This window comes from Xanthomonas phaseoli pv. dieffenbachiae (assembly GCF_008639345.1).
Lineage (GTDB): Bacteria > Pseudomonadota > Gammaproteobacteria > Xanthomonadales > Xanthomonadaceae > Xanthomonas > Xanthomonas phaseoli.
In genome coordinates this window covers 2,262,341-2,287,718 of record NZ_CP041380.1, presented here as the reverse complement: position 1 = coordinate 2,287,718, position 25,378 = coordinate 2,262,341, and the positions used below count along the sequence as shown (strand labels likewise).

Here is a 25,378-nt window from a genome sequence, read left to right as displayed (position 1 = left end):
TGGACGCTACGGTTGCAGCGGCCGCGTGGCAAAGGCGTATCCCTTGCATCGGATGTGCATCGTGTGCGCTGCCGTCGGCGGAATGAAATCGAACGCCGGGATGGCAGGTATGGGTGTGCGTGATGGGCCAGGTCGCCGAATTCAACGACAACCACGGCCCATGCCGGCGCAACGCTTGAGTGCGCTCGCTTGTCCTGCGAGGGTACTTGGGCAATGCCCATCTGCAGGTTGCGTCGAGCCCGCGCAAAGCGCGTATGGCCAAGCGTGTGTTCACCCTGATCGCGCTCTACGCAGGCTTCGTCGATAGGTTGGACCACGCGCAGCAGGCAGTCGCGATCATTCCCGATGGCATGGCGATCACGCGGCCGGTCACGCCATGCGATATCCGCCTGCCTGTCTGCATGCGGATGTAGAACTGGACACCAGGATCGACGATGCAGTATTGCGAAGCAACAGCCTCAATCGGGTACGCGCTTGGGGCCCCATGACGCAGCCACGTGCGGTCTCTCTTGCGATCCGCCGGCAACGCGTTACCTGCCGCCCCGCCTGTATGCGGCATTGTTTCCATTGGCAGGTCTGTGACGGTCTATGCGCGGACCAGTGCGTATGGCGGGCTACTTGACGACACCAGCGTCGGTATGCAGCGCGAAGCCGGAACGGCTTGGTAGCAGTCCTCAGCATGTCGATAGCACTGCTCACGTGGATTCGATCCACGGGCAATAGCCAGTCAATCCTGCGAAGTGGGACCGACCGAAGAACTCATTCGCTTCCTTGCAAAGGATAGTTAGCTGGACGGAAACGTGGATCTAGGAGCAGCAAACCAAACTACTGCGCAGCCGCCAAACGGGCGCGGCCGGTACGCGGAATCGGCATGTACCACTCGTACACGCCGTTTCCTGTGCCGTCCGCACCCGCCTGACGACTGCTCGCTACGGTTTGTTGGCCGCTTCAGATCCACGCTATTCCAATGCTGCATCAACCCGCACGATCAGCCCATCCGAATCAATTCTGATCAGCAGCGTCCCAATCTCATGGCCGAAGTCGCCTGTAAAGTCGACACGCACCCGCACTTGATTTGTGCCCATCTTCCGGACGGTCAGCAACCGGGTAGATGTGTTGTAGCCAACGAAATACTCCTGGATATAGCGCTGGATGCCGCGTTTACCGATGAACACGTGCCCTGTCGATGGGTCGTCAATCATGCCGTCTTCGGCAAACAGTGCGAGTACTGCCGCCACGTCAAACGCATTCGTGGCAGTGATCAAGGCATTGACCACTGATTGCAGAGCTTTAGGGTTTTTTGCCGCCTTGCGCGTCGCGTTCGCGGCCATCCCGGATGCCTTCATCGCGGCGACCATGTTCGCGTTGTTCCTCTTGTCATCAAGGCTGAGCTCGGCTGAGTTCTCACAGGTTATAGCCACCGGAGACGTCGATGGACTGTCCATTGATCCATTGTCCATCCTGAGAAAGCAGCATCGCGATCACGTGTGCGACATCCTCCGGCTCGCCGATGCGTCCAAGCGCGGTCTGTGACGACAACACCGCTTCGAACGCCTCGTCCATGCCGCCGCCCAACTCGGTTCGGATGGCGCCAGGTGAGACTGCGTTGATGCGGATGCCGCGCTCACCGAACTCCTTGGCCATGTAGCGTGTCAGCACTTCCAGTCCACCTTTGCACGCCGCGTATGGCGCGACGCCGGCAGTGGCTGAACGCGTGGTTGCGCTGGTCAGGTTGACGATCGATGCACCACGCTCAAAGAGCGGGAGAAGCGCTTGGGTCAAAAAGAAAGGACCCTTGAGGTGCACATCGCACAGTGCATCGAACTGCTGCTCTGTCACTGTTTCGATCGCATTGAACAACCCGTGACCAGCGTTGTTGACCAATCCAGACAGTTTCTTGACTTGCCAACCGTCTTCAAGCTGTCGCGCCACGGCATCTTTGAACTCGCCAAACGTCGCGACATCGCCGACATCCAGACCAAGGGCCACAGCCCGGCCTCCTTTCGCCTTGATCTCTTCGACAACTGCGGCTGCTGCCTCGGCCTGGCTCTGGTACGTCAGGATCACACCCATGCCGCGCTTGGCGCATTCCAGTGCCGTACCTGCGCCAATGCCACGACTCCCACCGGTAATCACGATCACGCCCATCTTCTGCTCCTCGTTGTCCAGGAGCGCCAGGGTAAAAGGCCGCCTGTGGCCAGGCCTGCCCAATCTTGGCAAAGGTCTGCCTAATCCTGCTTTACGGCTTGCGTGCCCCGTGTGCATGGGGTTTGATTCCGGTCATGACATCAGCGCTTGAAACACTCCGTCGCCTGGCTGCCCGCGCACAGAACAGGCGGACCGACACCGGCATACCACGCGTTGCCATGGTGAAGGGGAAAATCCCCGAGCACGCGTTGTCGGCGGTGTATGCGCCGATGATCAACTTGATCCTGCAGGGTGGAAAGTCGATGGCGGTGGGCAGCACGGCGCTTCGTTACGATCCGGCCACCTACTTCGTCATGAGCGTTGACCTGCCTGCGGTAGGTACCGTCCATCCCGATGCAGAGGGACGCCCCTACTTGGCGATTTCGCTTGATCTGTCCGCTCGCGCGATCGGAGCGTTGTTGGAGGACCTGCCCACCCCTCCCCCTGCCCGTACCGACTTGCCTCGCACGGCACGCGCCTTTTCGGTTGCGACTGTTACGCCGGAACTGCTGGATGCGTGGGTGCGCATGCTGACTCTCATGGATCACCCACACGACATCCCTGCGCTGGCGCCGGTTTACGAACGCGAAATTCTGTATCGCGTCCTAGAGGGTCCGCATGGTCACCTGTTGCGCGAAATTGCCGCGCCCGACTCGGTGCTGGCTCGCATACGTCTTGCGATCGAGTGGATGCGCCACAACTACGCCATGCCGTTGCGCATCAGCATGTTGGCCGAACGCGCTGCGATGAGCGAGTCGGCGTTCCATCGCCACTTCAAGGCGGCCACCGCACTGAGTCCTCTACAGTTCCAAAAGCAATTACGCCTGTTACAGGCGCGCCAGCTGCTGACCGTCCATGGCGCAAGCGTGACGACCGCTGCAATGGAAGTCGGCTATGAGAGCGCCACGCAGTTCAGTCGTGAATATGCACGCAGCTTTGGCTTGCCTCCCTCGCAGGATGCCGCGCGCATCGTGGCCAACTTGCGCGGAGTTGCGCCCTAGACAGCGATGCCGGCAGCAACTTCCATCGCCTTTTAGAACCAGACTTTCAGGCACTCAATGGACAGCTTCCCAGCGGTAGCCATCCACTTCGCCTTCCGGTGTCACCCAGCGATAGGCAACTCGCCGAAGCTGTGGCCCGAACAGGTCGTCGGGCATTGATACGTTCTGGCTGCCGTCGATGACCACGGCGCGGAAGGTGTTGACCGCCTCTGCCCCCAACTCCCGCGCTACAAACGCCTCCCAGTCGCGCTGCTCGAAACGAGCCCCGGCTTGGCGGGCTGCGAACAATGGACGCATCGCATCCAGCAGCCCACGTCGCCCTGCCGAGCGCAGCCTTAATTGGGCGTCGATGCTCGCAAAATACAGCATGCCACGAGCGTATGGCACGCGGCGCACTGATTCGTGGGCAAACCCGGCCTCGCTGATTTGCTTCAGCGACCACAACCGACCTTCGCTGCGATAGAAATCGCCAAGCTGCGCATTGATCCGTGCGGCACACGCCGTCCATGGCATGATGGCGGCACGACATGGCACCGTGGATTCGGCGAAGACATTGAAGCCTTCCGCGAACCAGGGCTCCACACCACTGGTGAGCTGGCCGGTCCACTGATGGGACATTTCGTGGACGAGCAAGCTATGCAACTCGTCTACCCCATAGCCGGAGGAAAAGACGTTACCCACAGTGATTAAGGCGCCGCCGCCGTTGAGCCGTGCGGTGCCAGTTTCAAACGAAGGGATATCCAGCGCACGGATCATCAAGGTATAGGGCGGACGACCGAGATAGCCAAACGCCTCAGCGAGCGCGTCGTATGCCCGAGCTGCCCAATCCATCTCCGCTGCTGCATCGAAGGGCGTTGCGCCAATCACATAAGCATGAAACCCCGAATCTGTTCGAGGCTGCCGGAACACTGCCGGTCCAGCCAACACCCAATGATCCTCCAGCGCGGATGGTGGCCCTGGAATCACTTGTATGCCTTCGCCTCCTGTAATGACGCCTAGAGACTGCGGGGCCAACTGTGCGAGATCCCATGCGAACTGGCTGGCCTGGCTTGACGTGTTCTCAGCGATCAATAGAAAGCTTTTCGTGCTGCCAGCAACTCCCTTCCCGGCCGCTTTCATCCCGTAAGGCGGGCCGCCCGCCTGCGGCTTTTGCAAGCCAGCGTTGTAGCGCACTGTCACCTGGCCGACGACAGGCCTTTGTGCCGTCCAGCGGCGTAGCGGAAACGACTCGCCCTCGCTATCGACACTGCTCATCTCAACGTCGCCGCCAGCATCATGGACCTTCAAGGCGGTGATCGCATCGGCATTATGCGGTGCACCTGGCATCGCCAATGGGAGCACGAGCGAAAGCACGGATGGCGCATCGCCCATCGCGATGCGTTCCTCAACTTCCAGCCCGCCCACGCGCCCATCCGGCGTGGCCTGGGGCGTTACGATGACCTCAAAGCCGACAACCGGCTTGGCGATGCCAACACCGGATAACGATAAGGACAGCAGCCCCATGGCAATGCAGATCCTGGTGCTCGGCAGCATTCCATTCAACAGCGATACGGTCATCGAAGCAGGTCCATAGGGAGAGGAATTTCCGACAAGCGAGCGCCAGCATGACGATCGCGGCAGTAGGACGAGAAACAGCTGGCAGGAAACGGCTCCCGCCAGGTAGATGAGCACATGCAGCGGCCATGCAGCAAGAACGATCGCGGCTATTTACGCGAGCACTCGCCGCGTGCCGTCTGCACGGCACCTGTGCTCAAGTCATCGGTGCATCGCTGCTGCCTTCGTAGGACCCAGGGAACATCGCCTGCCAAGCTGCCGAGTTCGGTCACGGCATTATCGTGCCGCTCGTTCGATTGCCTCAGCGAGCTCATCTGGCTTGGTCAAGAAGGGCGAGTGGCCCGTATCCAAATCGATGGTCGCGCGCATCGGCGTTGCCACGCCCATTTCCGTTTGAAACGCCGAGCTTATCGCCTGATCTTGCAGAGTGCGCAGATACACGCGATCCACCCGCCCTGCACGCTCGGCAGTGAACTGAACCGGCGTGGCCAACGGTTGCAGCGGCTCGTCTACCAAGATGGATGCCAGCTCCGCCTGCTGCACGGCACTGGCATCGTTGGCCATCACGCGCCCGCGTGCGTCTGCAGCGATCGACACCGTTCCACGCGATTGGTCCACCTGCAGATGCGCTGGCAACTGACTGCCGCGATCGCCCTTGGACAACTCCATCAAAGAACGGCCTGGCTGCGGAACGAACGCGGCGAGGTAGACCAGCGTCTTCACCCTGTCCGGAACGGCTTCTGCAACGCTGGTGATGGTGAGGCCACCGAAGCTGTGTCCGACCAGCACGACGGGAGCAGCCTCTTTGCTCATTGCCTGAAGAACCGTGTCTCGGTAGGCAAGCAAGCTCGCCTGATCCGGGCGTGTCGATGACCCGGGCCGCCCGGGCAGGTTCACTGCAATGACGCGATAGCCATCGTGCCGCAAGCGCTCGACCACCGGGCGCCAGACCGCGGCGGTTTCCCAGGCACCATGGACCAGAACAACGGTCGGTCGTGTCGAGGGCCTTTGCGCCGCCGACGCACCATGTGCCGCAAACACCGCGGCTATCAACAGCGTCGCTGTTTTAAGAAGATGTCGAATGCGCATTGCAGCTATCCACGTTGCAGAAGGATTGCATATGGTTTCGCCTCGCCCGAGGATGGGCCATGACACGGGCCCCGCCTTCCATGACCGATCATCCAGCATCGCTACCTGCGCTCCAGCCACAACGTGCGCCAGCGGATCTACTCTCGCAGCTGCTGCAGTTGGTGAGGCTCCGCGGCGATGGTGCCTACACCGCCCACCTAGGGCAGCACTACGCTGCAGCATTCGCCGCAGGCGTATCGCACCTGCACTACCTGGAGCGCGGCACGGCATGGCTGATTCCAGCAGCGGGGCAACCCATCCCATTGGTCGCCGGGGATGTGGTCGTGCTTCCGCATGGTCGGGGCCATCGTCTCTGCGATGATCCGCGTGCACCTACCTCGCCGGTCGGCATGTTCGACGCTGCAGCCTTCGACCGCGACAGTCTTCGGGTGCGCCACGGCAGTGGCGAACAAAGCGCCAGCCTGATTGGTGCCCTATTTCGTTACGAGCGCCTGCCCCTACCGCCCATCATGCGCGCGTTGCCGGAGGTGATCCGCATCCCCGGCAACGCAGGGCACGTGCCGGAATGGCTCGCGCAGCTGTCGCACTTTCTCATGGCCGAGGCCCTGCAGGTCCAGGCGGGAGCGACACTGATGGTGTCGCGCATCATCGATCTGATGGTGATCCGCGTCCTGCGCAGCTGGGTCGAGCTGGAACCCCTGCAAGCAAGCTGGCTAGGTAGCCCTGCCGGCGCCCGCATTGGCCGAGCGCTTGGTGCAATTCATGCGGATGCCTATCGCAGCTGGACCGTAGCAGAGCTTGCTCGCCGCGCGGACATGTCGCGATCCTCCTTCGCTGCGCAGTTCACCGACATAGCGGGCGAACCGCCGATACGCTACATCGCCCGTTGGAGGCTGACCGTAGCAGACGAACTGATACGCTCCGGTGGCATCAGCGTAGGCGATGCAGCCCGACGGGTTGGCTATGCATCGGAAGCCGGATTCAGCCGCGCATTCAAAGCCCTGTTCGGCTACGCGCCAAATACTGCCAAACCATTGACCTAGCAATGTCGGCGCGATCGGTCAACGAAAGCCTGAGCCAGGCGCCGACACGCATGGCAGCACAGGCGCCGCAAACTCACATCAAGACCGTGGCGCGTGCACGGGCTTGACGTGCATACGCGCGAATGCGCTGCGGCCGCACGGCGCCCGCGCATTGCGCAACGGACTGCTGATCGAAGCGGCGCCCCCGCAACGAGGCCCTGAAAGTCATGCCCACTGACCACGCGCCGCTTTACTCCACCAGATACCTGGAAATCCTGTCGAAGACGGTGCGCCATGCACGTGGCTGAGATGCCAACGCAGCACTGCATCAGCACATCCGACAGGGCCCGAGCGCCGCGCACCTCCGTTGGCTGCCCATCACTATCGGACAGATAGCCGCGGCTGTACCGTCGTGGCATCATCCTTTGAGGGAAAATTCGCAGACGGGAACTACATGGACGTGAGTACGAGTGACGCGGCAGCCGTTCCGCCTTCCGCGGCAGGGTTCTGGCGGCGTTTAGCCGCGTTTATTGTCGATTGCCTGGTACTGGCGGCGATCGGTGTCTTGGCGGGCGTTGTACTGGCGGATGTGTTCGTTCGCATGGGCGGCTACGCGCGGCTGCTCGGATTCTTCATTGCGCTGGCCTATTTCGGCGTGATGAACAGTGGGCGTTGCGGTGGCCAGACCTTGGGCAAACGCCTGCTGGGCCTGCGTGTGGTCGGCAAGCACGGCGCCCTGTTGACGTTGCCGCAATCGTTGCTGCGCTACTCCGTGCTGGGCGTTCCGTTCTTCCTCAACGGTGCCCAGATCGGCGGCGTTACATCGACGCCACTCAATTACGTGTTGTCGTTGCTGATTTTCGGCGGGACGCTCGCGATCCTCTACCTGTATGTCTTCAATCGACAGGGCCGTCGTTCGTTGCATGATCTGGTCGTGGGAAGTTCGGTGGTCATGGCGCAGTGTCCGGTTGCCGCTGTCAGGCCCATGCCGGTCAAGCGCGTGCACCTGATCGTGGTCGCCGTGCTGATGGCCGCCGCCGCGGCGCTGCCTGCATTCACCGGCCAGTTGGCCGAGAGTGATGACCACAAAGACATGTTGGTGGCGCATAACGCCATCACTGCCGTACCAGGTGTGCAGTCCGCAATGGTCGTTCACAACACAACGCTCGGCACACCGAATGTGGAATCGGTCATTGTGCGAGTGAATCTCTCCGAACGGCGCATCGAAGACAACGCGCTGGCCGAGCGGCTGGCCAAGCTTGTCCTCGCCAACGACAGAAAGGCGGCCGCCATGTCGGCAATCCAGGTCACGATGATCTACGGCTACGACCTGGGCATCGCATCGTCCTGGAGTTCCAGGAGTTACCAGTTCACCGCCAAGGCGTTGCAGGCGCCTGATCGGGTCGGCGCGCGAAGGTAATCAAGGAGTCGCCCTGCTCTTTTGCGCAACCGCATCAGCAAGCGCCAACGATATGGCGAAACTCGACCGGTTTCTGCAGGTGCATGACCGTTTTGAATTGTTCGCAAGAGGATTGGCGGCCAGCGCGTGCACTGCCGACGTCATCGTTTCCGCGGCCCTGGGTGAAAGCTGCGCCAACGTCCCTCAGGTGTCGAGCTGATTGCCGTGCGCCGCGAGAGCTCCGAGCTGGTCCTCGCCAATGACTGAAATACCGACGCCGGCGTTCGCGACGCGGGGGAGCAGGACCTGGACGCGCGCAAAAGTGTCGAGCCGAGCTAGCGTGAGATGGGCGTAGTCGGCCACGCGCTTGGCGGTCTTGGCAGTGCGTTTTAGCGAAGGCACGCAGGAGCGCCATGGTGCTGCGTACGCGGTGTTGCAGTTCGGTTCGAACGACACTGTTGCCGGACTGATGGTGACGACGTGACTTCGTTGTGAATTCAGCGCGGCATTCTAGATGATGTCTGGACCTGAAACGGCGAGCCGGTGCGTTGCACGGCGACGGGCGTCCGGCAGGGCTGCTTGCGCGCAAACTTGCGTCCAGAGTAACTACATCATGTATGATGTTTTTTTCTGGAGGCTAGCCATGATTGATCGCGTGCTTGTGACAGGTGCCAGCGTTGCCGGCACCACGACGGCGTTCTGGCTTGCCAGATCGGGATGGGATGTGGATGTGGTGGAGCGTGCGCCTTCGTTTCGCGATGGCGGGCAGAATGTCGATGTGCGCGGCAATGCGCGCGAAGTGCTGCGTCGCATGGGCCTGGAAGCGATAGCGCTTGAGCGCAGCACCCGCGAACGCGGGACCGACTGGGTAACCGAAGACGACCGTGTGGTTGCGCGCTTCGAAGCAGCCGATTCCAGCAACGATAGCGGCCCCACCGCGGAGCTGGAGATCCGCCGTGGCGACATCGCGCGAATCGTCTATGACGCGGCGCGACGGAACGGCGCGAAATTCCGCTTCGACGACAACATCATTCGCGTAGAGCAGTCCGACGGCGGCGTGCACGTGACCTTTGCCAGCGGCCGTCGGGAACGTTACACGTGTGTCGTGGTGGCCGAGGGCGTTGGCTCGCACACCCGCGAACTGGTCTTCCCGGGCGAAAATACACCGCGCTGGATGGACCTGACCATCGCCTACTTCAGCATTCCGCAACGGGACCACGATAGCGCCTACGCGCGGCAATACAACGCGACGGGTGGACGAGGCGCAGTGGTGAAGCCGGTGCGTGATGGGATGCTGGGCGTCCACATTGGAATCCAGAAACGGCCGGAGGACGAACATACCTGGAACGTGGCGCAACAGCGTGCCTTCATCCACGCGCAGTTTTCCGGGCTCGGCTGGGAGTTCCCGCGCATCGTCGAAGCAATGAAGGAGGTGGACGATTTCTACTTCGATGTGCTGCGTCAACTGCGGATGCCACGCTGGTCCAATGGACAGGTGGTACTGACCGGCGATGCGGCCTGGTGCCCCACCGCCCTCTCCGGCATCGGCACGACGCTTGCAATCGTCGGTGGCTACGTTCTTGCCGGAGAGCTTGCCAAGGCGGAGACGCCGTCAGCCGCGTTTGCCCGCTACGAGCAGATCATGCGGGCGTTCGTCGAGGAGGGACAGAATATTCCCAAGCTGCTTCCTCGCCTGCTGTGGCCGCACACACGCGCCGGGCTGGCGCTGCTGCGCGGGGCCATGCATCTTGCTGGCAGTTCGCTCTTCAAGAAATTCATCAACGATCGATTCGCGCGGGATTCCAGATCGATCGTGCTGCCGCGCTACGAGTAGGCCGCTGCGAAAGGCCTGCACAAAGGCAACATCGGCCGCAGCAGGCGTGGCGCGGTGCGCCTGCTGCCTGATGGGTCGCGGCATCAGGGATGGCGCTTTTCAGATCGTGCGCAGGGACACCATGGCACCTGCCCAACGGGCAACACGGTGCCATTCCCGCGCGTGGTCGACACGCCCTCGCCGCTCGCAAACACGCGATCAACCGGGCTTCAGCTTGATTCGTATCATGCTGCTGTCACCGACGTCTCCCCAGGCTGCCCTTGAACTATTTATCGCTCTTTGCAGTGTCGTTGATTGCGGCCACCCTGCTGCCGGCGCAATCGGAGGCCGTGTTGGTGGCGTTGCTGCTGAACGGCGGCTCTGCGGTTGGCCTGGTCGTGGTTGCGAGCCTTGGCAACGTCCTGGGGTCGTTGATCAATTGGTGGATCGGGCGGGAGGCGGTGCGTTTCCAGGGGCGTCGGTGGTTCCCCATCAAGCCCAGTGCCTTGCTGCGTGCGCAGGCCTGGTACCGCAGGTATGGCAAATGGTCGCTGCTATTGAGCTGGATGCCGGTGATCGGCGACCCGCTCACGCTTGCCGCCGGGGTCATGCGCGAGCCGCTACGTGCGGTGGTGCCTCTGCTGGTCGTTGCCAAGACCGCCCGCTATGCCGTGATTGCATGGGCGACGCTTGCGATTGCGTGACGACTGCCTGCCTGTACAGATGCCACCGACCTGAAAGCACCAGATTGCGGTGCCTACGAGCGCTTAACGCGAACCGCCTATGCTGTCGGCGCTGCAGGGTAGCTGCAGCGCATGAGCGACACGACAAAGGAGAATGTATGAAGCAGCTACAGACGATGATCCTGGCTGGTTGCCTGATGGGGCTAAGCTCGATGGCCTACGCCGAAGTTGCCAACCTGACCAACAGCTCCGAAGGCGCCAATCGCGATGCAGGCATCGCGGCGGTAAAGAAAAAGCTGCAGGAAGCCTGCACATCGCGCAACGGCACGCCGGATCTCGGCTCGTTTGAAGTGGTGTTCGAGAAGACCAGCAAGAATCCGGATGTTCCAAAGCCGTACTACGTCGACGGCAAACTCAAGTGCGATCTGCCGCAGTAAGTTCGGTTTGAGGTGCTTGCACCGCAATGGTTGAGTCATTGCAATGTGCAACTGGACTGGCGCCCCTGCTGTAGTGGGGGCGCCTTTTTCATGATCCTGAAATTCGGGACATGCGCGAAATGCATTCTCAGGTGCGAGGTTCGGTTTTTTCGCCACGAGGATAATCACAGGCCGCTCTATAACTTTCTTGGCAGAAACGGCTACTGCATGTAGGGAATGCGACGCCATTGGCCATGGAGACGCGCTGCGATCGTCTGCCGACAGTCTTCAAGAGCAGATTCTTCCCTGACGGATGGCCGCCCTACCCGCCCGTCGGCTCAGGTGGCTGCGGCCCTACGCCACCCCCAGCTGCGACCGCGCCACGTCCAATTTCGTCATGATCTGTATGACCTCATCGAGCGGATGCAGCGGCGATTCCAACAATCCCTGGCCGATGTAGCGAGCGGCTGCATTGGCTTGCCAGGAGAGCGCGCGATAACCGTCGACGCCGGTGGGGTCGCTCCAGAGCAGCGGTTCGGTGGCGTAGTCGTTGCCGACCATGCGCAGTGTGGTCGGGTTATGGAAATCGCCTGCCAGATCGATACGGCCAGCGCTGCCGGTGACATAGGCGGTGGAGCTGCTACGCGCCACGATGGAACTGATCAGGGTGGATTGCGCATGCCCATCATGCGACAGCAGCACGGTCGAATAGGCATCGACACCGGTCTGGGTGAGCGCGCCCACGGCCGTGATTGCACTGGGTGCACCCAACACCATCGAGGAGAACTGCACGGTGTAGACGCCCAGGTCGAGCAGCGCCCCGCCCCCAAGTGCTGCATTGCGTTGCCGATGCAGTGGATCGCGAGGCCCTGACTGACTCAGGTCTGCGAATACGTGCCGGACATCGCCCAGCGCTCCATCTGCCAGTAGCTTGCGCACTACCGAGGTGTGTGGAAGATAACGGCTCCACATGGCCTCCATCAGGAACAGTCCGCGCGCACGCGCTTCCTGCACCAGGATGCGGGCATCCTGCGCGCAGGTGGTCATGGGCTTTTCGATCAGGACATGCTTACCCGCACGAAGTGCGAGCAGGCCGTGTTCCAGATGTTCGCTGTGTGGGGTGGCAATGTAGACGATGTCGACGTCCGGGTTGCGGACGAGCGCCTCGTAGCTGTCACACGCATGTTCTATCGCCCAGGTGTCGGCGAACGTCTGGGCACGCTCGCGGCTGCGCGAGGCCACCGCGAATGGACATTGGCGGGTATTGCGACGCAAGGCATCGACGAATGCAGATGCGATCTTGCCGGGACCCAGCACGCCCCAGCGCAATGCCGGTTCGCCCTGGCCTGGCAAGAATAAGTCCGGCGTCGGGAATGTCGTCGGCAGCATGAGGTTGTGCCCTGCATCGGTGGTGTCGTGATGCTAGCAAAGTACTAACGACGTCAACGGTCCATCCAGGGCGTTGCGCACAATGCCTGGTGTCCGAGTTAGCGCGCAGTACCTCAACGCATGACAATGCACGTCATCGACATCGTCATCTGTTGGAAGCAGCCACCAACACTGCCTAAAGCAGCGACGATCCCGGAGCGTGCAACACCGGGATCGTCACTGTACGGCTGGTCCTGCTTACTGCGGCGCAGCGGCCGCACTCTCTGGTGTGATGCGCCAGACGATGTTGGCCAAATCATCGGCAACGATCAATGCACCACGCGGATCGACCGTGACACCGACCGGCCGGCCGCGGGTCTTGCTGTCTTCATCATGGAAGCCGGATACGAAGTCGATCGGATCGCCTGCCGGGCGACCGTCGCGGAACGGCACGAACACGACCTTGTAGCCAACCGGCGGGTTGCGGTTCTAGCTGCCGTGCTCGCCGACAAAGACGCCATCGGCGAACTTGGCGCCCATTGCGCTGGAGGAAAACGCAACGCCAAGTGCGGCGACATGCGAGCCCAGGGCGTAGTCCGGCACGATCGCCGATGCAACCTTCTGCGGATCTTGCGGCATGACGCGCGCATCCACGTTCTTGCCCCAATAGCTGTAGGGCCAACCGTAGAAACCGCCTTCGCGCACCGAGGTGAGATAGTCGGGCACCAGGTTGGGGCCAATTTCATCGCGCTCGTTGACCACTGCCCACAACGCACCGCTCCCCGGCTGGATAGCCAACGCCGTGGGATTGCGGATACCGGTCGCGTATGGCTTGTGCGCGCCGGTCGCGGCGTCCACCTGCCAGATCTGCGCGCGGTCGAGCTCGACGGCCATGCCACGTTCGGTGATGTTGCTGTTGGAGCCAATGGCCACATACAGATAGCGACCATCCGCGCTTGCAGTGAGCGCCTTGGTCCAATGGTGATTGATGGCCGACGGCAGGTCGGTCACCTTGGTGGGCGCCCCGCTCGCCTGGGTCTGGCCCTGGCGATAGTCGAAGCGTACCAACGCGTCCTGGTTCGCCACATACAGCGCGTCGCCAATCAGTGCCAGCCCGTAGGGCGCGTTGAGTTTGTCGGCAAACACCGTTTTCAGCTCGTAGGTGCCATCGCCATCCGCGTCGCGCAGCAAGGTCAGCCGATTGCCGCTCTTGGCCTTGGAGGTACCCTTGGCCTTGATCGCGCCGGCAATGACATCCTTTGGCTTGAGGTTCGGCGCACCGCCGCCACGGCCTTCTGCCACCAGGATGTCGCCGTTGGGGAGCACCAGTGTCTGGCGCGGAATGCCAAGGTCCTTGGCAATCGCGGTGATGCGATAGCCTGCCGGCACCGTGGGCTTGCGATCGTTCCAGGCGGTTGGCTCGGCAATCTTCATGTCGGGCAGCAGGCCGCGATCCGGTTCCGGCAGTTCCGGGGTCGCGCCGCGCTGACTGACCTCCGGTGCCTTGCCGCATGCGGCCAGCGCCGCAGCAAGAATGGAGACGGTGATGATGCTGGTGGTCTGACGCTTCATCGTGCACCTCCTACGCGCAGGCCGGACAATCCTGCCCAGGTCGCAACCAACGCGAACAACGTCGCAATCGCAGACAACGCCAGGGCTGCCGGCATGACGGCCCATGCGTCGCGGGCATGATGCAAGGCGTCGAAGAAGCCCACGACCCACGCAGCAATCAGCGCAATGATGTAGATCAGGTTACGGCTTCCGCGCACCAGCGCGACGATGGCGCACACCAGTGCAATCGTGGTCAACACCATCGCGCCTACCAGCAGCCAGGATGCAAAGTTGCTCCACTGGATCTGGTAGCTGCTCCAGTAGGCGTAATCGCTCAGCAGGGCGCCGAGAAACAGCGGCCACGCACCGCCGAGCACGGCTGCATGGAACGGGTGGATGGCCCAGGGGCGGACCAGGACGGTCGTTGAATTCATAGCGGACTCATTGGGGGCAATGGCGAAACGTGCCCCGATGCTGACAGCTTGCATGTGATGAACAGCGTGATATTGGCGCAACTCGATTCGTGCAGATAACGCGAGCCGCTGTGGCCTTTGCCTATCGAACGCATGCAGGGGCTGCATCTATTGTCGCGTTCGATCCCTCGGCAACCTGCTGGCGGGCTGCCTGCGGACGCGCAGCGCACGCGTCTGCAGCGCCCACGCCCTGACAACACGCGATGCCCGGCCACGTGCAGCGCAGACCTTCGCTCACGGCTGCCGGTCATCCGCTCCGCCGACCGTTCGATGCCTGTCTCGACCGCACGTCATGCATCGCTGGGCGCTGCACGGCTCCGCTTCCAAACTGCGCTCCATCCACTGAAGGAACAGGTCGATGAAGACAATCGTGCTGTTGCTGCTGGCGACCGCGCTGAGCATGGCCGGCACGGCCCGCGCGACGCGGCATCTGCACGCTAGCCCTGTGCGTTGCTGGGCGGGGCCGAGCGCGGGCGCGTTTGCTTCTTCAGCAGTTCGCCGATGTATTGCTCGGCCAGTTTGCTGCCGATGTCCACCGCAGCCTGCAGCGAACCGAAGGTGGGAGAGCCCGTCAACGGCACAGGCTGCCCGCCCACCTGCAAGGTATCCAGTACCACGCGCTGGCGCTCGAGCTGACGGGCCACCACGGCATAGGCAACGCCATGCAGCGTGCCTTCCATCGTCAGCAGATCCTCGGGCGAGGTGGTACTCATCCGCACCGAGCATAGCGACGATCGGTCAGCGCGGCAGCGGCACACCTTGAACCGTTTACACGACCGCAGTCTGCGCTGCAGGGAGTATCGCCAAACCTGTCGCCGGCGCAGGTGGCGTTGCGCGGGGACCGGCCTTGCGTACTGTAGAACCGCCGTGGGGCGTGGCAGAACTCGGCCGCCAGCGTGCGCCGAACGGCGACACCGCAGGCAGCCGCGCAGCGGCAGGCGATGGGCTCCTGGCCCATCACGACGCTCCCGGCCCATCACGATAAGCGTCATCGCTGGCGTTCGATCCAGCCTGCCGTCGGGGAATGCACCTGCGCGTGTCGGAATTTAGATCCACGCGCAGGAAAAAAACACGCGCCATTCAGCTGGGCCCCCGCTTGAAAGATCAACGACCTAAAGCTGCTTGCTTTATTCGAAACTTGTGCCGGATTTTTAAGCAAGGTGCCGAACTGGTGAATTTGACCCACCTGAAATGTTGGATTACGCACAAAGGGCGCTTGCGCTTTAGCTTACTCAGTATATTTCTGGGAATACATTCAGCGGAACAAAAAAGCAAAATGCGCAAATTAGTATAATTTTCCGGCAAGAAATCCGACCACGCACGTACTGCGCTAGAGTCCGTTAGAACCGCTAACTTGCGCTTGAACTCGCTACTGGGGTAGTGGTTTCACCGACAAAGCTGACGGCATTCCCTGATTCCCGAAGACCTTAGTCGCATTTATGATTGCCGCCCCGCGAGATTTGTGACGCATTATTGTTGGGCACGCTTCGACATTAATCTGCTGCGCGGCCTGCTAGTGCGCAACTAATTCATTTCGGCTATGGATTAAATCGGCAGACCCTATTTGGGCAGCTTTTCTCTGAATAGCAACTGTCCGTTCAGATTTCAGAGATCCTGGATAGCGCCGTTAAACAGTTTCGCAAGCACTGGGTAATACGTACGTATTTTTCAGATGCTCCGCGGGCGCATTCCGTTGGGGACAAAGCGCAGCGGCCGATAAATGAATAACGCGTGAAATTAAATGCCTTCGTCGGCGATCGCCGGCGCGGGGACCTTCTGCGCCAAATTTGAATCACCAGCAGCAGCGGCGCACCCAAAAACTGGAACCGACCAACCAATGAATCGCTCGCTACTGGCTACCACCATCGCCTCCTGCCTCGTCCTCACCGCCTGTGGCGGCGGTGGCGGTGGCGGCAACGTGCGTAGCGACCCGCCGCAGACCACGGTGATCGCACCGACCCCGACGACTCCGCCGCCGGCAGCGGACCCGCTGCCCAAGACCACGCCTGCCCCGACACCGGCCCCGCCTCGCTATCAGGGCGTAGGCAGCAATCTACTGGTGCCGACCAATGCGGATCTGGCGCAGCAGGCGGGCGCGCGCGGCCAAGGCGTGAAGCTGGCAGTGCTGGACGACAACCTGGTGCCGAGCTACGCACCGATCAGCGGCAAGGTCGACAGCTTCAACGATTACACCGCCAGCCCGGGTACGCCCGAATCGTCGGCCAATGCCCTGCGCGGTCATGGCACGATCGTCTCTGCGCTGGTGCTGGGCTCCGCGCAGGACGGCTTTGCCGGTGGCGTTGCGCCGGATGCGGACCTGTTCTACGCGCGCATCTGCGCCGAAAATTCCTGCGGCACGCAGCAGACCCGTCGCGCGGCGGTGGACCTGGCCGCGGCTGGCGTGCGGATCGCCAACCTGTCCATCGGCGCCTCCTACCCCGATGCCACCGCCAGTGCCAACGCTGCGCTGGCCTGGAAGTACGCTCTGACCCCGTTGGTGCAGGCCGATGCGCTGATCGTGGCCTCCACTGGCAACGAAGGCGCGGCAGAAGCCTCCTACCCGGCGGCAACGCCGGTGCAAGAAGCCAGCGTGCGCAATAACTGGCTGGCCGTGGGCGCGATCAATATCGATAGCGCCGGCAATGCCGCCGGCTTGACCAGCTATTCCAATCACTGCGGCGCCGCTGCGCAGTGGTGCCTGGTCGCTCCGGGCACCTACACCGCCCCGGCGCTAGCCGGCACCGAATTGGGGGGCCAGATTGCCGGCACCTCGTTCTCCACTGCCGCCGTCAGCGGTGTCGCCGCGCAGGTGCTGGGCGTGTATCCGTGGATGAGCGCCTCCAACCTGCAGCAGACCTTGCTGACCACCGCCACCGACCTGGGCGATCCGGGTGTGGACGCGCTGTACGGCTGGGGCCTGGTCAATGCGGCCAAGGCGATCAAGGGCCCGGGCCAGTTCGCAAGCAACTGGGCGGCGAATGTGACCGCCGGCTACGACAGCACCTTCAGCAACGACATCTCCGGCGTGGGCAGCCTGACCAAGAACGGGACCGGCAAGCTCACCCTGAGCGGCAACAACAGCTATACCGGCGGCACCAGCATCAGCGACGGCGTGCTCGCACTGTCCGGCAGCCTGCGTTCGGATGTCATCGTGTTGAACTCGGCCACGTTCGAATCGCGCGGCGGTGTGATCAACGGCAACTACAGCCTGGTCAACAACACCGGCACCACCTCGCTCGAGTTGGGCAAGGGCCTCACCGTCACCGGCCGGGCCAGCTTGAAGGGCAATCTGCTGTTGCTGCCGGAAGCGGCCGGCTACACCGTCGGCAGTACCGAGAAGATCGTCAAGGCCGGCGTCCTGCAAGGCACGTTCGACCGCGTGCAGTACGCCAACAATTTCTTCTGGACCGCGGCACTGTCTTACGACCCGACCACCGTCACCGCGACCCTGACCCGCAATGCCTCCGCGGCCAGCGCACAGGCAGCCGGTGCGCCGCAGTCGGTGGTCAACGGTGCCAACCAGGCCGATGCGTTGGTCAATGTGCTGGATACGCGGGTCGCCTCGGGCGACACCGACAACCTGGGTGGCCTGATCAGCGCCACCGGTTCGTTGATTGGAGCATCCGATGCGCAGGTTGCCGCATCGCTGCCGACCCTGACCGGCCAGGTGCATGGCATCGAGCGTACGCTGGGCTTCCAGTCCGCGCTCAACGACGCACGTGTGGCCGCCGACCGCCTGCCCTACCTGGCCGATACCACCAGCTTGACCACCTGGATGCAGGGCAGCTACCTGGACGGCGACCTGGGCCGTCGCGGTTTCGATTCGGCCGATTACACCCAGCAGGCCACCACCTTCGGCGTGGATCTCCCGATCGGCAACGCCGGCACCATCGTCGGTGCGGCGGTGACCTCCGGTCAGGACCGTGCGCATATCGCGGCGTCCTCGAGCCGTCTGCGTTCGGACCGGTACGCGATGACCGCGTACCTGTACCAGCCGATCGGCAAGTCGTATCTGTCGGCGATCGGTTCGTACGGCATGAGCAACGTCGAGACCGAACGCGACGTGCTGGCCGGCAGCATCGGCGAACGCTTGCAGGACCGTCGCCACGACACCAACTGGTCGGCGCGCGCGGAATTCGGCCTGATGCCGCAGGCCGGGTTGTCGCCGTTCGTGGCCGCCGGTGTGGTGAGCCAGACCCAGGATGCCTTCAGCGAAGCCTCGGTGACAGGACTGGGCCTGAGCGCGAACAGCGACACCCTGCGCGCGGGGTACGGCGAGGTGGGTGTGCGTGGCCATCTGGCACGCGGCAACTGGGGCTTCGATGGTCTGGTGGCGTGTCGCTCGCTGCTGGGCAACCCGAATGCCGACTTCTCGGCGTGGTTCACTGGCTTGCCGGAAGCGCGTTTCAATGTCGCCGGCGAGCCGGTGTCCAAGCAATCGCTGCGCGCCTCGGTTGGCCTGCGTTACCAGCTCAACGATGCGTTCTCCATCTACGGCAACGTGGGTGCCGAGCGCGCTCGTGCGGACACCAACAGCATCAATGCCAATATCGGTCTGCGCTGGCAGTTCTGATCGCAGCCGATGCAGCGGTGCTGCAGGCGATGCAGGTGAGGATGTCGCGCAGACCGTTGCGTGACAGATCAACAAAAGGCCCCGGCATGTCCGGGGTCTTTTGGTTTTAGCCGCATGCCAATACTGAACTGCCAAGCGCCTGGCTGCTACGGCGTCTTGCGTACCAGTCACGCGCAGACGATACGAAGGTATATCGATGCGATGTCCATGGACTGGCGAAAACGCCCGGAAACCCCTGGTTTCGCGCGCCGACGGCTGGCACCATGCACGCCGTCGACGCGGCTGCAGCACGCGTTGCAACTGCGCCGGCCCCGATGGCTGGCGCGCAACCTCACACCTGTGGCGATGCGCCATGGGTGCCAGGCGATGCCGATGTACGCCGCTGCCGGCAGCGAGCGTAGATCCATTGCCACTGCACCCGCGGCCTGCGTTCGCGCATCGCCGACCGCGGGTGCAACGCCTTCCCTCTCCCCTGTTCGAGTCATCGCATGTCGTCCCTCTTCCTGCGTTCTACGCTGGCAGCTGCCTGTGTGTGCAGTTTGCTGGCTGGCTGCGGAGCCACGCCGCCACCGGCTGCTCCCTCGCCGCTGCTGATCCACACCAACGGGCAGGTGAGCGTGCCGGCGCACTCGCCCTTGCGTGCCAGCCTGCGCGTGCAGGCGGTCCGCAGCCAAGCCATCGCCCCGCTGCTGCAGATGCCGGCCGTGATCGAGGTGCAGCCCGAGCGCCTGGTGCGGGTGGTGCCGCCCTTGGCCGGGCGCGTGGTCGCACTGCCCAAGACCCTGGGCGACACGGTGCATGCGGGCGATGTGCTGTGCGTGCTGGATTCTGCCGAACTTGCCAATGCGTATAGCGAGGCCGGCAAGGCGCGCGCCACGCTGGAACAGGCGCGCCTGGAACTTGCCCGGCAGAAGACGCTGGCAGCAGACAGCATTTCCGCTGCACGCGATCTGCAGGCGGCGCAACAGGCCTTCGACAGCGCAGGGAACGATGCGCGGGCGGCCAGCGATCGTCTGGCCCAGCTGGGTGTGGCTGCGCAGGCAAGCTCGCATCGGCGCTATGTCCTGCGTGCGCCCATTGCCGGTCGCGTGGTGGACCTGAGCGCGGCGCTGGGCGGCTTCTGGAACGACACATCAGCGTCGCTGATGACGGTGGCCGATATCTCGCAGGTGTGGCTCACCGCCAGCGTGCCGGAACGCGAAGTCGGCCAGGTCTTCGAAGGTCAGCCGGTCACTGCCAGCCTGGATGCCTATCCCGGCCAACGCTTCGTCGGCCACGTGCAACACGTCGATGATTTGCTCGACCCCGCCACCCGCACGTTGAAAGTCAGGGTGGCCTTGACTAACCGCGACGGCCTGCTCAAGCCGGGCATGTTTGCGCGCGCCCAGTTCCAGTCGCGCCCCCAGCAGGCGTTGCTGGTGCCCGATAGCGCCCTCTTGCAGATGGGGCTGTACACGCGCGTCTTTGTCGAAACCGCGCCGTTCGTGTATCGCTCGCGCATCGTGGCCACCGGCCGCGCAACGGAGGGGCATACCGAGATCCTGTCCGGCTTGAAGGCCGGCGAGCGTGTGGTGATCCAGGACGGAGCCCTGCTCAATGATTGAGGCGATCATCACCACCTGCTTCCAGCGTCGCGGCATCGTCTGGCTGGTCTTCGTACTCATTGCGTTATACGGCACATGGAGCTGGACGCAGCTACCGGTGGAAGCTTACCCGGACATCGCAGATGTCACCTCGCAAGTGGTCACGCAGGTCCCGGGCCTGGGTGCGGAAGAAGTGGAACAGCAAATCACCGTGCCGCTGGAACGCGCGTTGATGGGCACGCCAGGATTGCATGTGCTGCGCTCGCGCAGCTTGTTCGCCCTGTCGCTGATCACGCTGGTCTTCGACGATGGGACCGAAGGCTATTTCGCGCGCCAGCGCGTGCTGGAACGCATACAGGCGGTCACCCTGCCCTATGGCGCGATTCCTGGGCTCGACCCATACACCTCGCCCACCGGCGAGATCTATCGCTATACGCTGGAATCGAAGACACGCAGCCTGCGCGAGCTGTCCGATCTGCAATTCTGGACGGTGATTCCACGCCTGCAGAAGGTGCCAGGCGTGGCCGATGTCACCAACTTCGGCGGCCTCACCACGCAATTTTCATTGGCGCTGGAGCCGGACCGCTTGACCCGTTACGGGGTGTCGTTGCAGCAGGTCAAGAGCGCCATCACCAGCAACAATGCCGATGGCGGCGGCAGCGTGATGGATCGTGGCGAACAAAGCTACGTGATTCGCGGCATCGGCCTGCTGCATTCGTTGCAGGACATCGGCAACGTGGTGGTGAGCAGCAGCAATGGCGTGCCGGTCCTGGTCAAGGACCTGGGCGAGGTGCGCTACGATAATGTCGAGCGACGCGGCATTCTGGGCAAGGACGGCAACCCGGACACGATCGAAGGCATCGCATTGCTGCTCAAGGACAGCAACCCGTCGGTGGCCTTGCAAGGCATCCACAGCGCTGTGGAGGAGCTCAACAACAGCGTGTTGCCCAAGGACGTCAAGGTGGTGCCGTACCTGGACCGCACCGCGTTGATCGACGCCACGTTGCACACGGTGAGCGCCACGCTGACCGAAGGCATGCTGCTGGTGTGCGTGGTGCTGCTGATCTTCCTGGGTAGCCCGCGTGCGGCGGCGATCGTGTCGTTGACCATCCCGCTGTCGTTGTTGATCGCCTTCATCTTCATGCACCACCTCAAGATTCCGGCCAATCTGCTGTCGTTGGGCGCGATCGACTTCGGCATCCTGGTCGATGGCGCGGTGGTGCTGGTGGAAAACGTCTTGCGCCTGCGCGAAGAAAACAGCCAGCGTGCGTTGACGGCGCGCGATGCGATCGACGCCACGCTGCAGGTGGCGCGGCCGATTTTTTTCGGCATGGCCGTGATCGGCTGTGCGTACCTGCCGCTGCTGGCGTTCGAGCGCATCGAATACAAGCTGTTTTCGCCGATGGCCTACGCGGTGGGCGCGGCCTTGATCGGTGCGCTGCTGGTGGCGTTGACACTGATTCCTGGCCTGGCGTGGCTGGCGTTCCGCAAGCCGCGCAAGATGCTGCACAACCGCGCCCTGGAAACACTGGGTCAGCGCTACCGCGCAGTGCTGGAACGCAGTGTGGGCCGACGCGGTTGGCTACTGGCGTGCGCGGCGCTGGCCCTGTGTGTGCTGGCGGTATTGGGGGGCAGCATTGGCCGCGACTTCTTGCCGTATATCGACGAAGGATCGCTGTGGCTACAGGTGCAGATGCCGCCAGGCATCACCCTGGACAAGGCCGCCACCATGGCCAATGCCTTGCGCAAGGCCACGCTGGAATTTCCCGAGGTTTCGTACGTGGTGACCCAAACCGGGCGCAACGACGATGGCACCGACTACTGGACGCCTTCGCATACCGAAGCGAGCGTGGGCCTGCGCCCCTACAAAGACTGGCCGGCCGGCATGGACAAGCAGGCCTTGATCGCTGCGCTGGGCGCGCGCTATGCGCAGATGCCCGGTTACACGGTGAGCATGATGCAGCCGATGATCGACGGCGTGCAGGACAAGCTCTCCGGCGCGCACAGCGACCTGACCGTGAAGGTGTTCGGCGACGACCTGCAACAGGTGCGCGGCGTTGCCGACCAGGTGGCCGCAGCCTTGCACAAGGTGCCGGGCGCTGCGGACATCGCCGTGGATGTGGAGCCGCCCCTGCCGAACCTGCAGGTACGCTTCGACCGCGCGGCGGCGGCACGCTATGGCATCAACGCGGCCGATGTGTCGGATCTGATTTCCACCGGCATCGGCGGCAGCCCGATCGGGCAGATGTATCTCGGCGAGAAGAGTTACGACCTCACCGTGCGCTTTCCGCAACGGTATCGCAACGATCCGCAGGCCATTGGCGCGTTGCGTCTGCGTACCGCTGCCGGTGCCGAGATACCGCTCTCGGCGGTGGCCAGCATCACGACCACCAGCGGCCGGAGCGTGATCGTGCGCGAGATGGGCCGGCGCAACATCATCGTGCGGCTCAACGTGCGCGGGCGCGATCTGTCCAGTTTTCTGAGCGATGCGCAGGCCACGCTCGCGCGACAAGTGCGCGTCGACCCGCAGCACATGCAGCTGGTGTGGGGCGGCCAGTTCGAGAACCTGCAACGTGCCCAAGCGCGCCTGCTGGTGGTGCTGCCGACCACGTTGTGCATCATGTTCGTGTTGCTGTTTGGCGCGTTCGGCAACCTGCGCCAGCCGACATTGGTGCTTGCTGCCGTGCCGCTGGCCATGATCGGCGGGCTGGCTGCATTGCACCTGCGCGGGATGACGCTCAATGTCTCCAGCGCGGTAGGTTTCGTCGCCCTGTTCGGGGTCGCGGTCTTGAACGCGGTGCTGATGCTCGCGCAGATCAACCGGCTGCGCCACGACGTGGGCATGCCATTGCGCGAGGCGGTGGTGGCCGGCGCGGTGAGCCGCATGCGTCCGGTGCTGATGACCGCGACGGTGGCAGCGCTTGGCCTGGCACCGGCAATGCTCGCCACCGGCCTGGGCAGCGATGTGCAGCGCCCCTTGGCCACGGTGGTGGTTGGCGGACTGGTCACCGCCACCGTGCTCACCCTGGTGTTGTTGCCATCGCTGTACTACCTGATGGAAGCCTTCGTCGCGACGCGCCAGGGCCGCCAGGAGACGACCGCATGAAAGATGTTCGCAACGCATTGCTCGCCAGTGCCGTGGCGGTATCGCTCGCCGCCTGCGCCGTGGGACCGGACTTTCATCGCCCCGCTCCGCCCGCTGCAGATCGCTACACCGCCAATGCGTTACCGGCAACGACCGTGGCCGCCGACACCGCACATGGTGGTGCGCAGCAGTTCGAGCCCGGGCAGGACGTGCCGGCCGCCTGGTGGCGCGCCTTCGGTTCGCCGCAACTCAATGCCGTGGTGGAGCAGGCATTGCGTGCCAATCCGGACTTGCAGGCCGCTGACGCAGCGCTCCGCCAGGCGCAACAGATGCTGGCCGCGCAACGCGGTGCCTGGCTACCGCAAGCGGATCTGCATGTGGATGCCAGCCGGCAACGCGACTCGGTGGTGCCGGCGCCGGATGCCGGCATCGACACACCGTATGCGCTACGCACCGCCCAACTCAGCGTCAGCTATACGCTGGACGTGTTCGGCGGCACGCGGCGGCAAGTGGAAGCGGCCGATGCGCAGGCACGGGCGCAGCGCGATCAGCGCGATGCGGCGTACCTGAGCCTCACCGCCAACGTAGTGAACGCGGCTATTGGCGAGGCGTCCGTGCGCGCGCAACTGGATGCGGCGCGCGCGCAGGTCGCCATCGCCGAGCAGCTGCGCACGCTCACCGAACGCCAGCAGGCGCTTGGCGCCGTCGGTGCAGCGCAGGTGCTGGCCCAACGCACTGCGCTGGCACAGGCGCAGGCCGCGGTGCCGGGGCTGGAAAAACTGCTGGAACAGCAACGGACCCTGCTCGCGATTCTGGGCGGGCACTTGCCCAGCGACGCTGCGGGTGAGGCATTGACGCTGGACACGTTGCAGCTTCCGGCGCAGCTGCCGTTATCGCTGCCCTCGCGGTTGGTCGACCGCCGTCCGGACATCCGCGCCGCCGAAGCGCAGGCGCACGCTGCCAGCGCATTGATCGGCGTGGCGGCGGCTGCACGCTTGCCATCGATTACCTTGAGCGCGGCCAGCGGCGGCTCTGCATCCAGTGTCGGGCGCATGTTCGCGGCCGGCAATACGCAATGGTCGGTGGCCGGCAGCCTGCTGCAACCGCTGTTCCATGGCGGCGCGCTTGCGCATCAGCAACGGGCGGCCGAAGCTGGCTACATGCAGGCCATGGCGCACTATCGCAGCGTGGTGCTGAACGCATTCGGCGAGGTTTCCAACGCGCTGACCGCGCTGCAGGGCGACGCGCAGAGCCTGCGCGCCTGTGCCGATGCACAGGCGCTGGCCGAGCGCACCCTGGCGCTGGTGCAACGTCAACACGCGGTCGGTGCTGTGGGCATGGCAGATCTGCTGCAGGCGCAGCAGGCCTTCCAAAGCACGCAGGCCGCTACGGTCCAGGCACAAGCCGCGCGCTACGCCGACACCGTGGCGCTGTACCAGGCCCTGGGTGGCGGGCCGTGGTGGTCGCCAGCGACCCAGACGCCCAAGCCCGCGGTTCCATGAATCGCGCGCCGCAGCCAGCGCCGGTTGTGTCACGGCGGCGCCGCCTGCTGAGACAATCGCCGCCATGCGCATGACCTCT

Annotated in this window: 19 protein-coding genes, 1 other RNA gene and 3 pseudogenes; 13 read left to right on the top strand and 10 right to left on the bottom strand. The window is 63.4% G+C overall.

Annotated features, from left to right (window positions below):
• Nucleotides 1–254 precede the first annotated feature (254 nt).
• Nucleotides 255–413, top strand: a complete 159-nt coding sequence (locus tag FLG15_RS23415; protein ID WP_160320940.1) for a hypothetical protein — start codon at nucleotides 255–257, stop codon at nucleotides 411–413.
• A gap of 458 nt (nucleotides 414–871) precedes the next feature.
• Nucleotides 872–945: non-coding RNA, sX9 sRNA (locus FLG15_RS10380), on the top strand.
• 14 nt (nucleotides 946–959) lie between these two features.
• Here FLG15_RS10380 and FLG15_RS10375 read toward each other — a convergent pair.
• Both FLG15_RS10375 and FLG15_RS10370 read right to left on the bottom strand, forming a co-directional pair.
• A complete protein-coding gene (locus tag FLG15_RS10375; protein WP_057679353.1) occupies nucleotides 960–1,421 on the bottom strand; it encodes a nuclear transport factor 2 family protein in 462 nt (153 codons plus the stop codon).
• Nucleotides 1,405–2,148 carry an SDR family NAD(P)-dependent oxidoreductase gene (locus tag FLG15_RS10370; protein ID WP_057679352.1) on the bottom strand — a complete coding sequence of 248 codons (744 nt, stop codon included), beginning with the start codon at nucleotides 2,146–2,148 and terminating at the stop codon, nucleotides 1,405–1,407. Before FLG15_RS10370 ends, FLG15_RS10375 begins: the two co-directional genes overlap by 17 nt.
• Nucleotides 2,149–2,366: 218 nt before the next feature.
• On the opposite strand from FLG15_RS10370, the gene FLG15_RS10365 reads away from it, so the two are divergent.
• Nucleotides 2,367–3,188 carry an AraC family transcriptional regulator gene (locus FLG15_RS10365; RefSeq protein ID WP_057679351.1) on the top strand — a complete coding sequence of 274 codons (822 nt, stop codon included), beginning with the start codon at nucleotides 2,367–2,369 and terminating at the stop codon, nucleotides 3,186–3,188.
• A 54-nt stretch (nucleotides 3,189–3,242) separates the two neighbouring features.
• On the opposite strand, the gene FLG15_RS10360 is transcribed toward FLG15_RS10365, so the two are convergent.
• The 3 genes and pseudogenes from FLG15_RS10360 to FLG15_RS10350 form a co-directional block, all read right to left on the bottom strand.
• Entirely contained in the window at nucleotides 3,243–4,019 is a 777-nt protein-coding gene (locus FLG15_RS10360) for a M61 metallopeptidase family protein (protein ID WP_057679361.1), read from the bottom strand.
• A 153-nt stretch (nucleotides 4,020–4,172) separates the two neighbouring features.
• Nucleotides 4,173–4,745 (bottom strand): annotated as a pseudogene (locus FLG15_RS10355) (hypothetical protein); the annotation flags it as partial.
• Nucleotides 4,746–5,018: 273 nt separating this feature from the next.
• Nucleotides 5,019–5,831: an alpha/beta fold hydrolase gene (locus tag FLG15_RS10350; protein WP_244665561.1), complete on the bottom strand. Its 813-nt coding sequence runs from the start codon at nucleotides 5,829–5,831 to the stop codon at nucleotides 5,019–5,021.
• Nucleotides 5,832–5,911: 80 nt separating this feature from the next.
• Here FLG15_RS10350 and FLG15_RS10345 point away from each other — a divergent pair, with 80 nt between their 5' ends.
• Nucleotides 5,912–6,874 carry an AraC family transcriptional regulator gene (locus FLG15_RS10345; RefSeq protein WP_057679350.1) on the top strand — a complete coding sequence of 321 codons (963 nt, stop codon included), beginning with the start codon at nucleotides 5,912–5,914 and terminating at the stop codon, nucleotides 6,872–6,874.
• A gap of 391 nt (nucleotides 6,875–7,265) precedes the next feature.
• Complete coding sequence (locus FLG15_RS10340) at nucleotides 7,266–8,273, top strand: RDD family protein (RefSeq protein ID WP_237377019.1); 1,008 nt, start codon at nucleotides 7,266–7,268, stop codon at nucleotides 8,271–8,273.
• On the opposite strand, the pseudogene FLG15_RS10335 reads toward FLG15_RS10340, so the two are convergent.
• A pseudogene (locus FLG15_RS10335) lies at nucleotides 8,274–8,615 on the bottom strand (hypothetical protein).
• Between the two features lie 4 nt (nucleotides 8,616–8,619).
• Here FLG15_RS10335 and FLG15_RS10330 point away from each other — a divergent pair.
• From FLG15_RS10330 to FLG15_RS10315, 4 genes are all read left to right on the top strand, one after another.
• Nucleotides 8,620–8,736: a hypothetical protein gene (locus FLG15_RS10330; RefSeq protein ID WP_057679348.1), complete on the top strand. Its 117-nt coding sequence runs from the start codon at nucleotides 8,620–8,622 to the stop codon at nucleotides 8,734–8,736.
• 159 nt (nucleotides 8,737–8,895) lie between these two features.
• On the top strand, nucleotides 8,896–10,086 hold the full coding sequence (locus tag FLG15_RS10325; RefSeq protein WP_150146047.1) for an FAD-dependent monooxygenase: 1,191 nt from the start codon (nucleotides 8,896–8,898) through the stop codon (nucleotides 10,084–10,086).
• A gap of 260 nt (nucleotides 10,087–10,346) precedes the next feature.
• Entirely contained in the window at nucleotides 10,347–10,769 is a 423-nt protein-coding gene (locus FLG15_RS10320; RefSeq protein WP_057679346.1) for a YqaA family protein, read from the top strand.
• Nucleotides 10,770–10,906: 137 nt separating this feature from the next.
• Complete coding sequence (locus tag FLG15_RS10315; protein WP_057679345.1) at nucleotides 10,907–11,185, top strand: hypothetical protein; 279 nt, start codon at nucleotides 10,907–10,909, stop codon at nucleotides 11,183–11,185.
• Nucleotides 11,186–11,518: 333 nt separating this feature from the next.
• Here FLG15_RS10315 and FLG15_RS10310 read toward each other — a convergent pair whose 3' ends face one another.
• From FLG15_RS10310 to FLG15_RS10295, 4 genes and pseudogenes are all read right to left on the bottom strand, one after another.
• A complete protein-coding gene (locus tag FLG15_RS10310; RefSeq protein ID WP_150146044.1) occupies nucleotides 11,519–12,553 on the bottom strand; it encodes a Gfo/Idh/MocA family protein in 1,035 nt (344 codons plus the stop codon).
• Between the two features lie 237 nt (nucleotides 12,554–12,790).
• Nucleotides 12,791–14,104: pseudogene (locus tag FLG15_RS10305) on the bottom strand (PQQ-dependent sugar dehydrogenase).
• Nucleotides 14,101–14,517, bottom strand: coding sequence for a hypothetical protein (locus FLG15_RS10300; RefSeq protein ID WP_017155034.1), 417 nt, complete (start codon nucleotides 14,515–14,517; stop codon nucleotides 14,101–14,103). The pseudogene FLG15_RS10305 and the gene FLG15_RS10300 overlap by 4 nt, the downstream one beginning before the upstream one ends.
• A 476-nt stretch (nucleotides 14,518–14,993) precedes the next feature.
• Nucleotides 14,994–15,269: a hypothetical protein gene (locus FLG15_RS10295; protein ID WP_057679343.1), complete on the bottom strand. Its 276-nt coding sequence runs from the start codon at nucleotides 15,267–15,269 to the stop codon at nucleotides 14,994–14,996.
• Between the two features lie 1,124 nt (nucleotides 15,270–16,393).
• Here FLG15_RS10295 and FLG15_RS10290 point away from each other — a divergent pair.
• The 4 genes from FLG15_RS10290 (at nucleotide 16,394) to FLG15_RS10270 (ending at nucleotide 25,299) form a co-directional block, all read left to right on the top strand.
• On the top strand, nucleotides 16,394–19,129 hold the full coding sequence (locus FLG15_RS10290) for a S8 family serine peptidase (RefSeq protein ID WP_150146041.1): 2,736 nt from the start codon (nucleotides 16,394–16,396) through the stop codon (nucleotides 19,127–19,129).
• Between the two features lie 488 nt (nucleotides 19,130–19,617).
• Complete coding sequence (locus FLG15_RS10280; RefSeq protein ID WP_057679341.1) at nucleotides 19,618–20,733, top strand: efflux RND transporter periplasmic adaptor subunit; 1,116 nt, start codon at nucleotides 19,618–19,620, stop codon at nucleotides 20,731–20,733.
• Nucleotides 20,726–23,818, top strand: coding sequence for an efflux RND transporter permease subunit (locus tag FLG15_RS10275; RefSeq protein ID WP_150146038.1), 3,093 nt, complete (start codon nucleotides 20,726–20,728; stop codon nucleotides 23,816–23,818). Before FLG15_RS10280 ends, FLG15_RS10275 begins: the two co-directional genes overlap by 8 nt.
• Nucleotides 23,815–25,299, top strand: a complete 1,485-nt coding sequence (locus FLG15_RS10270) for an efflux transporter outer membrane subunit (protein ID WP_150146035.1) — start codon at nucleotides 23,815–23,817, stop codon at nucleotides 25,297–25,299. Before FLG15_RS10275 ends, FLG15_RS10270 begins: the two co-directional genes overlap by 4 nt.
• The last annotated feature ends 79 nt before the right edge of the window (nucleotides 25,300–25,378 follow it).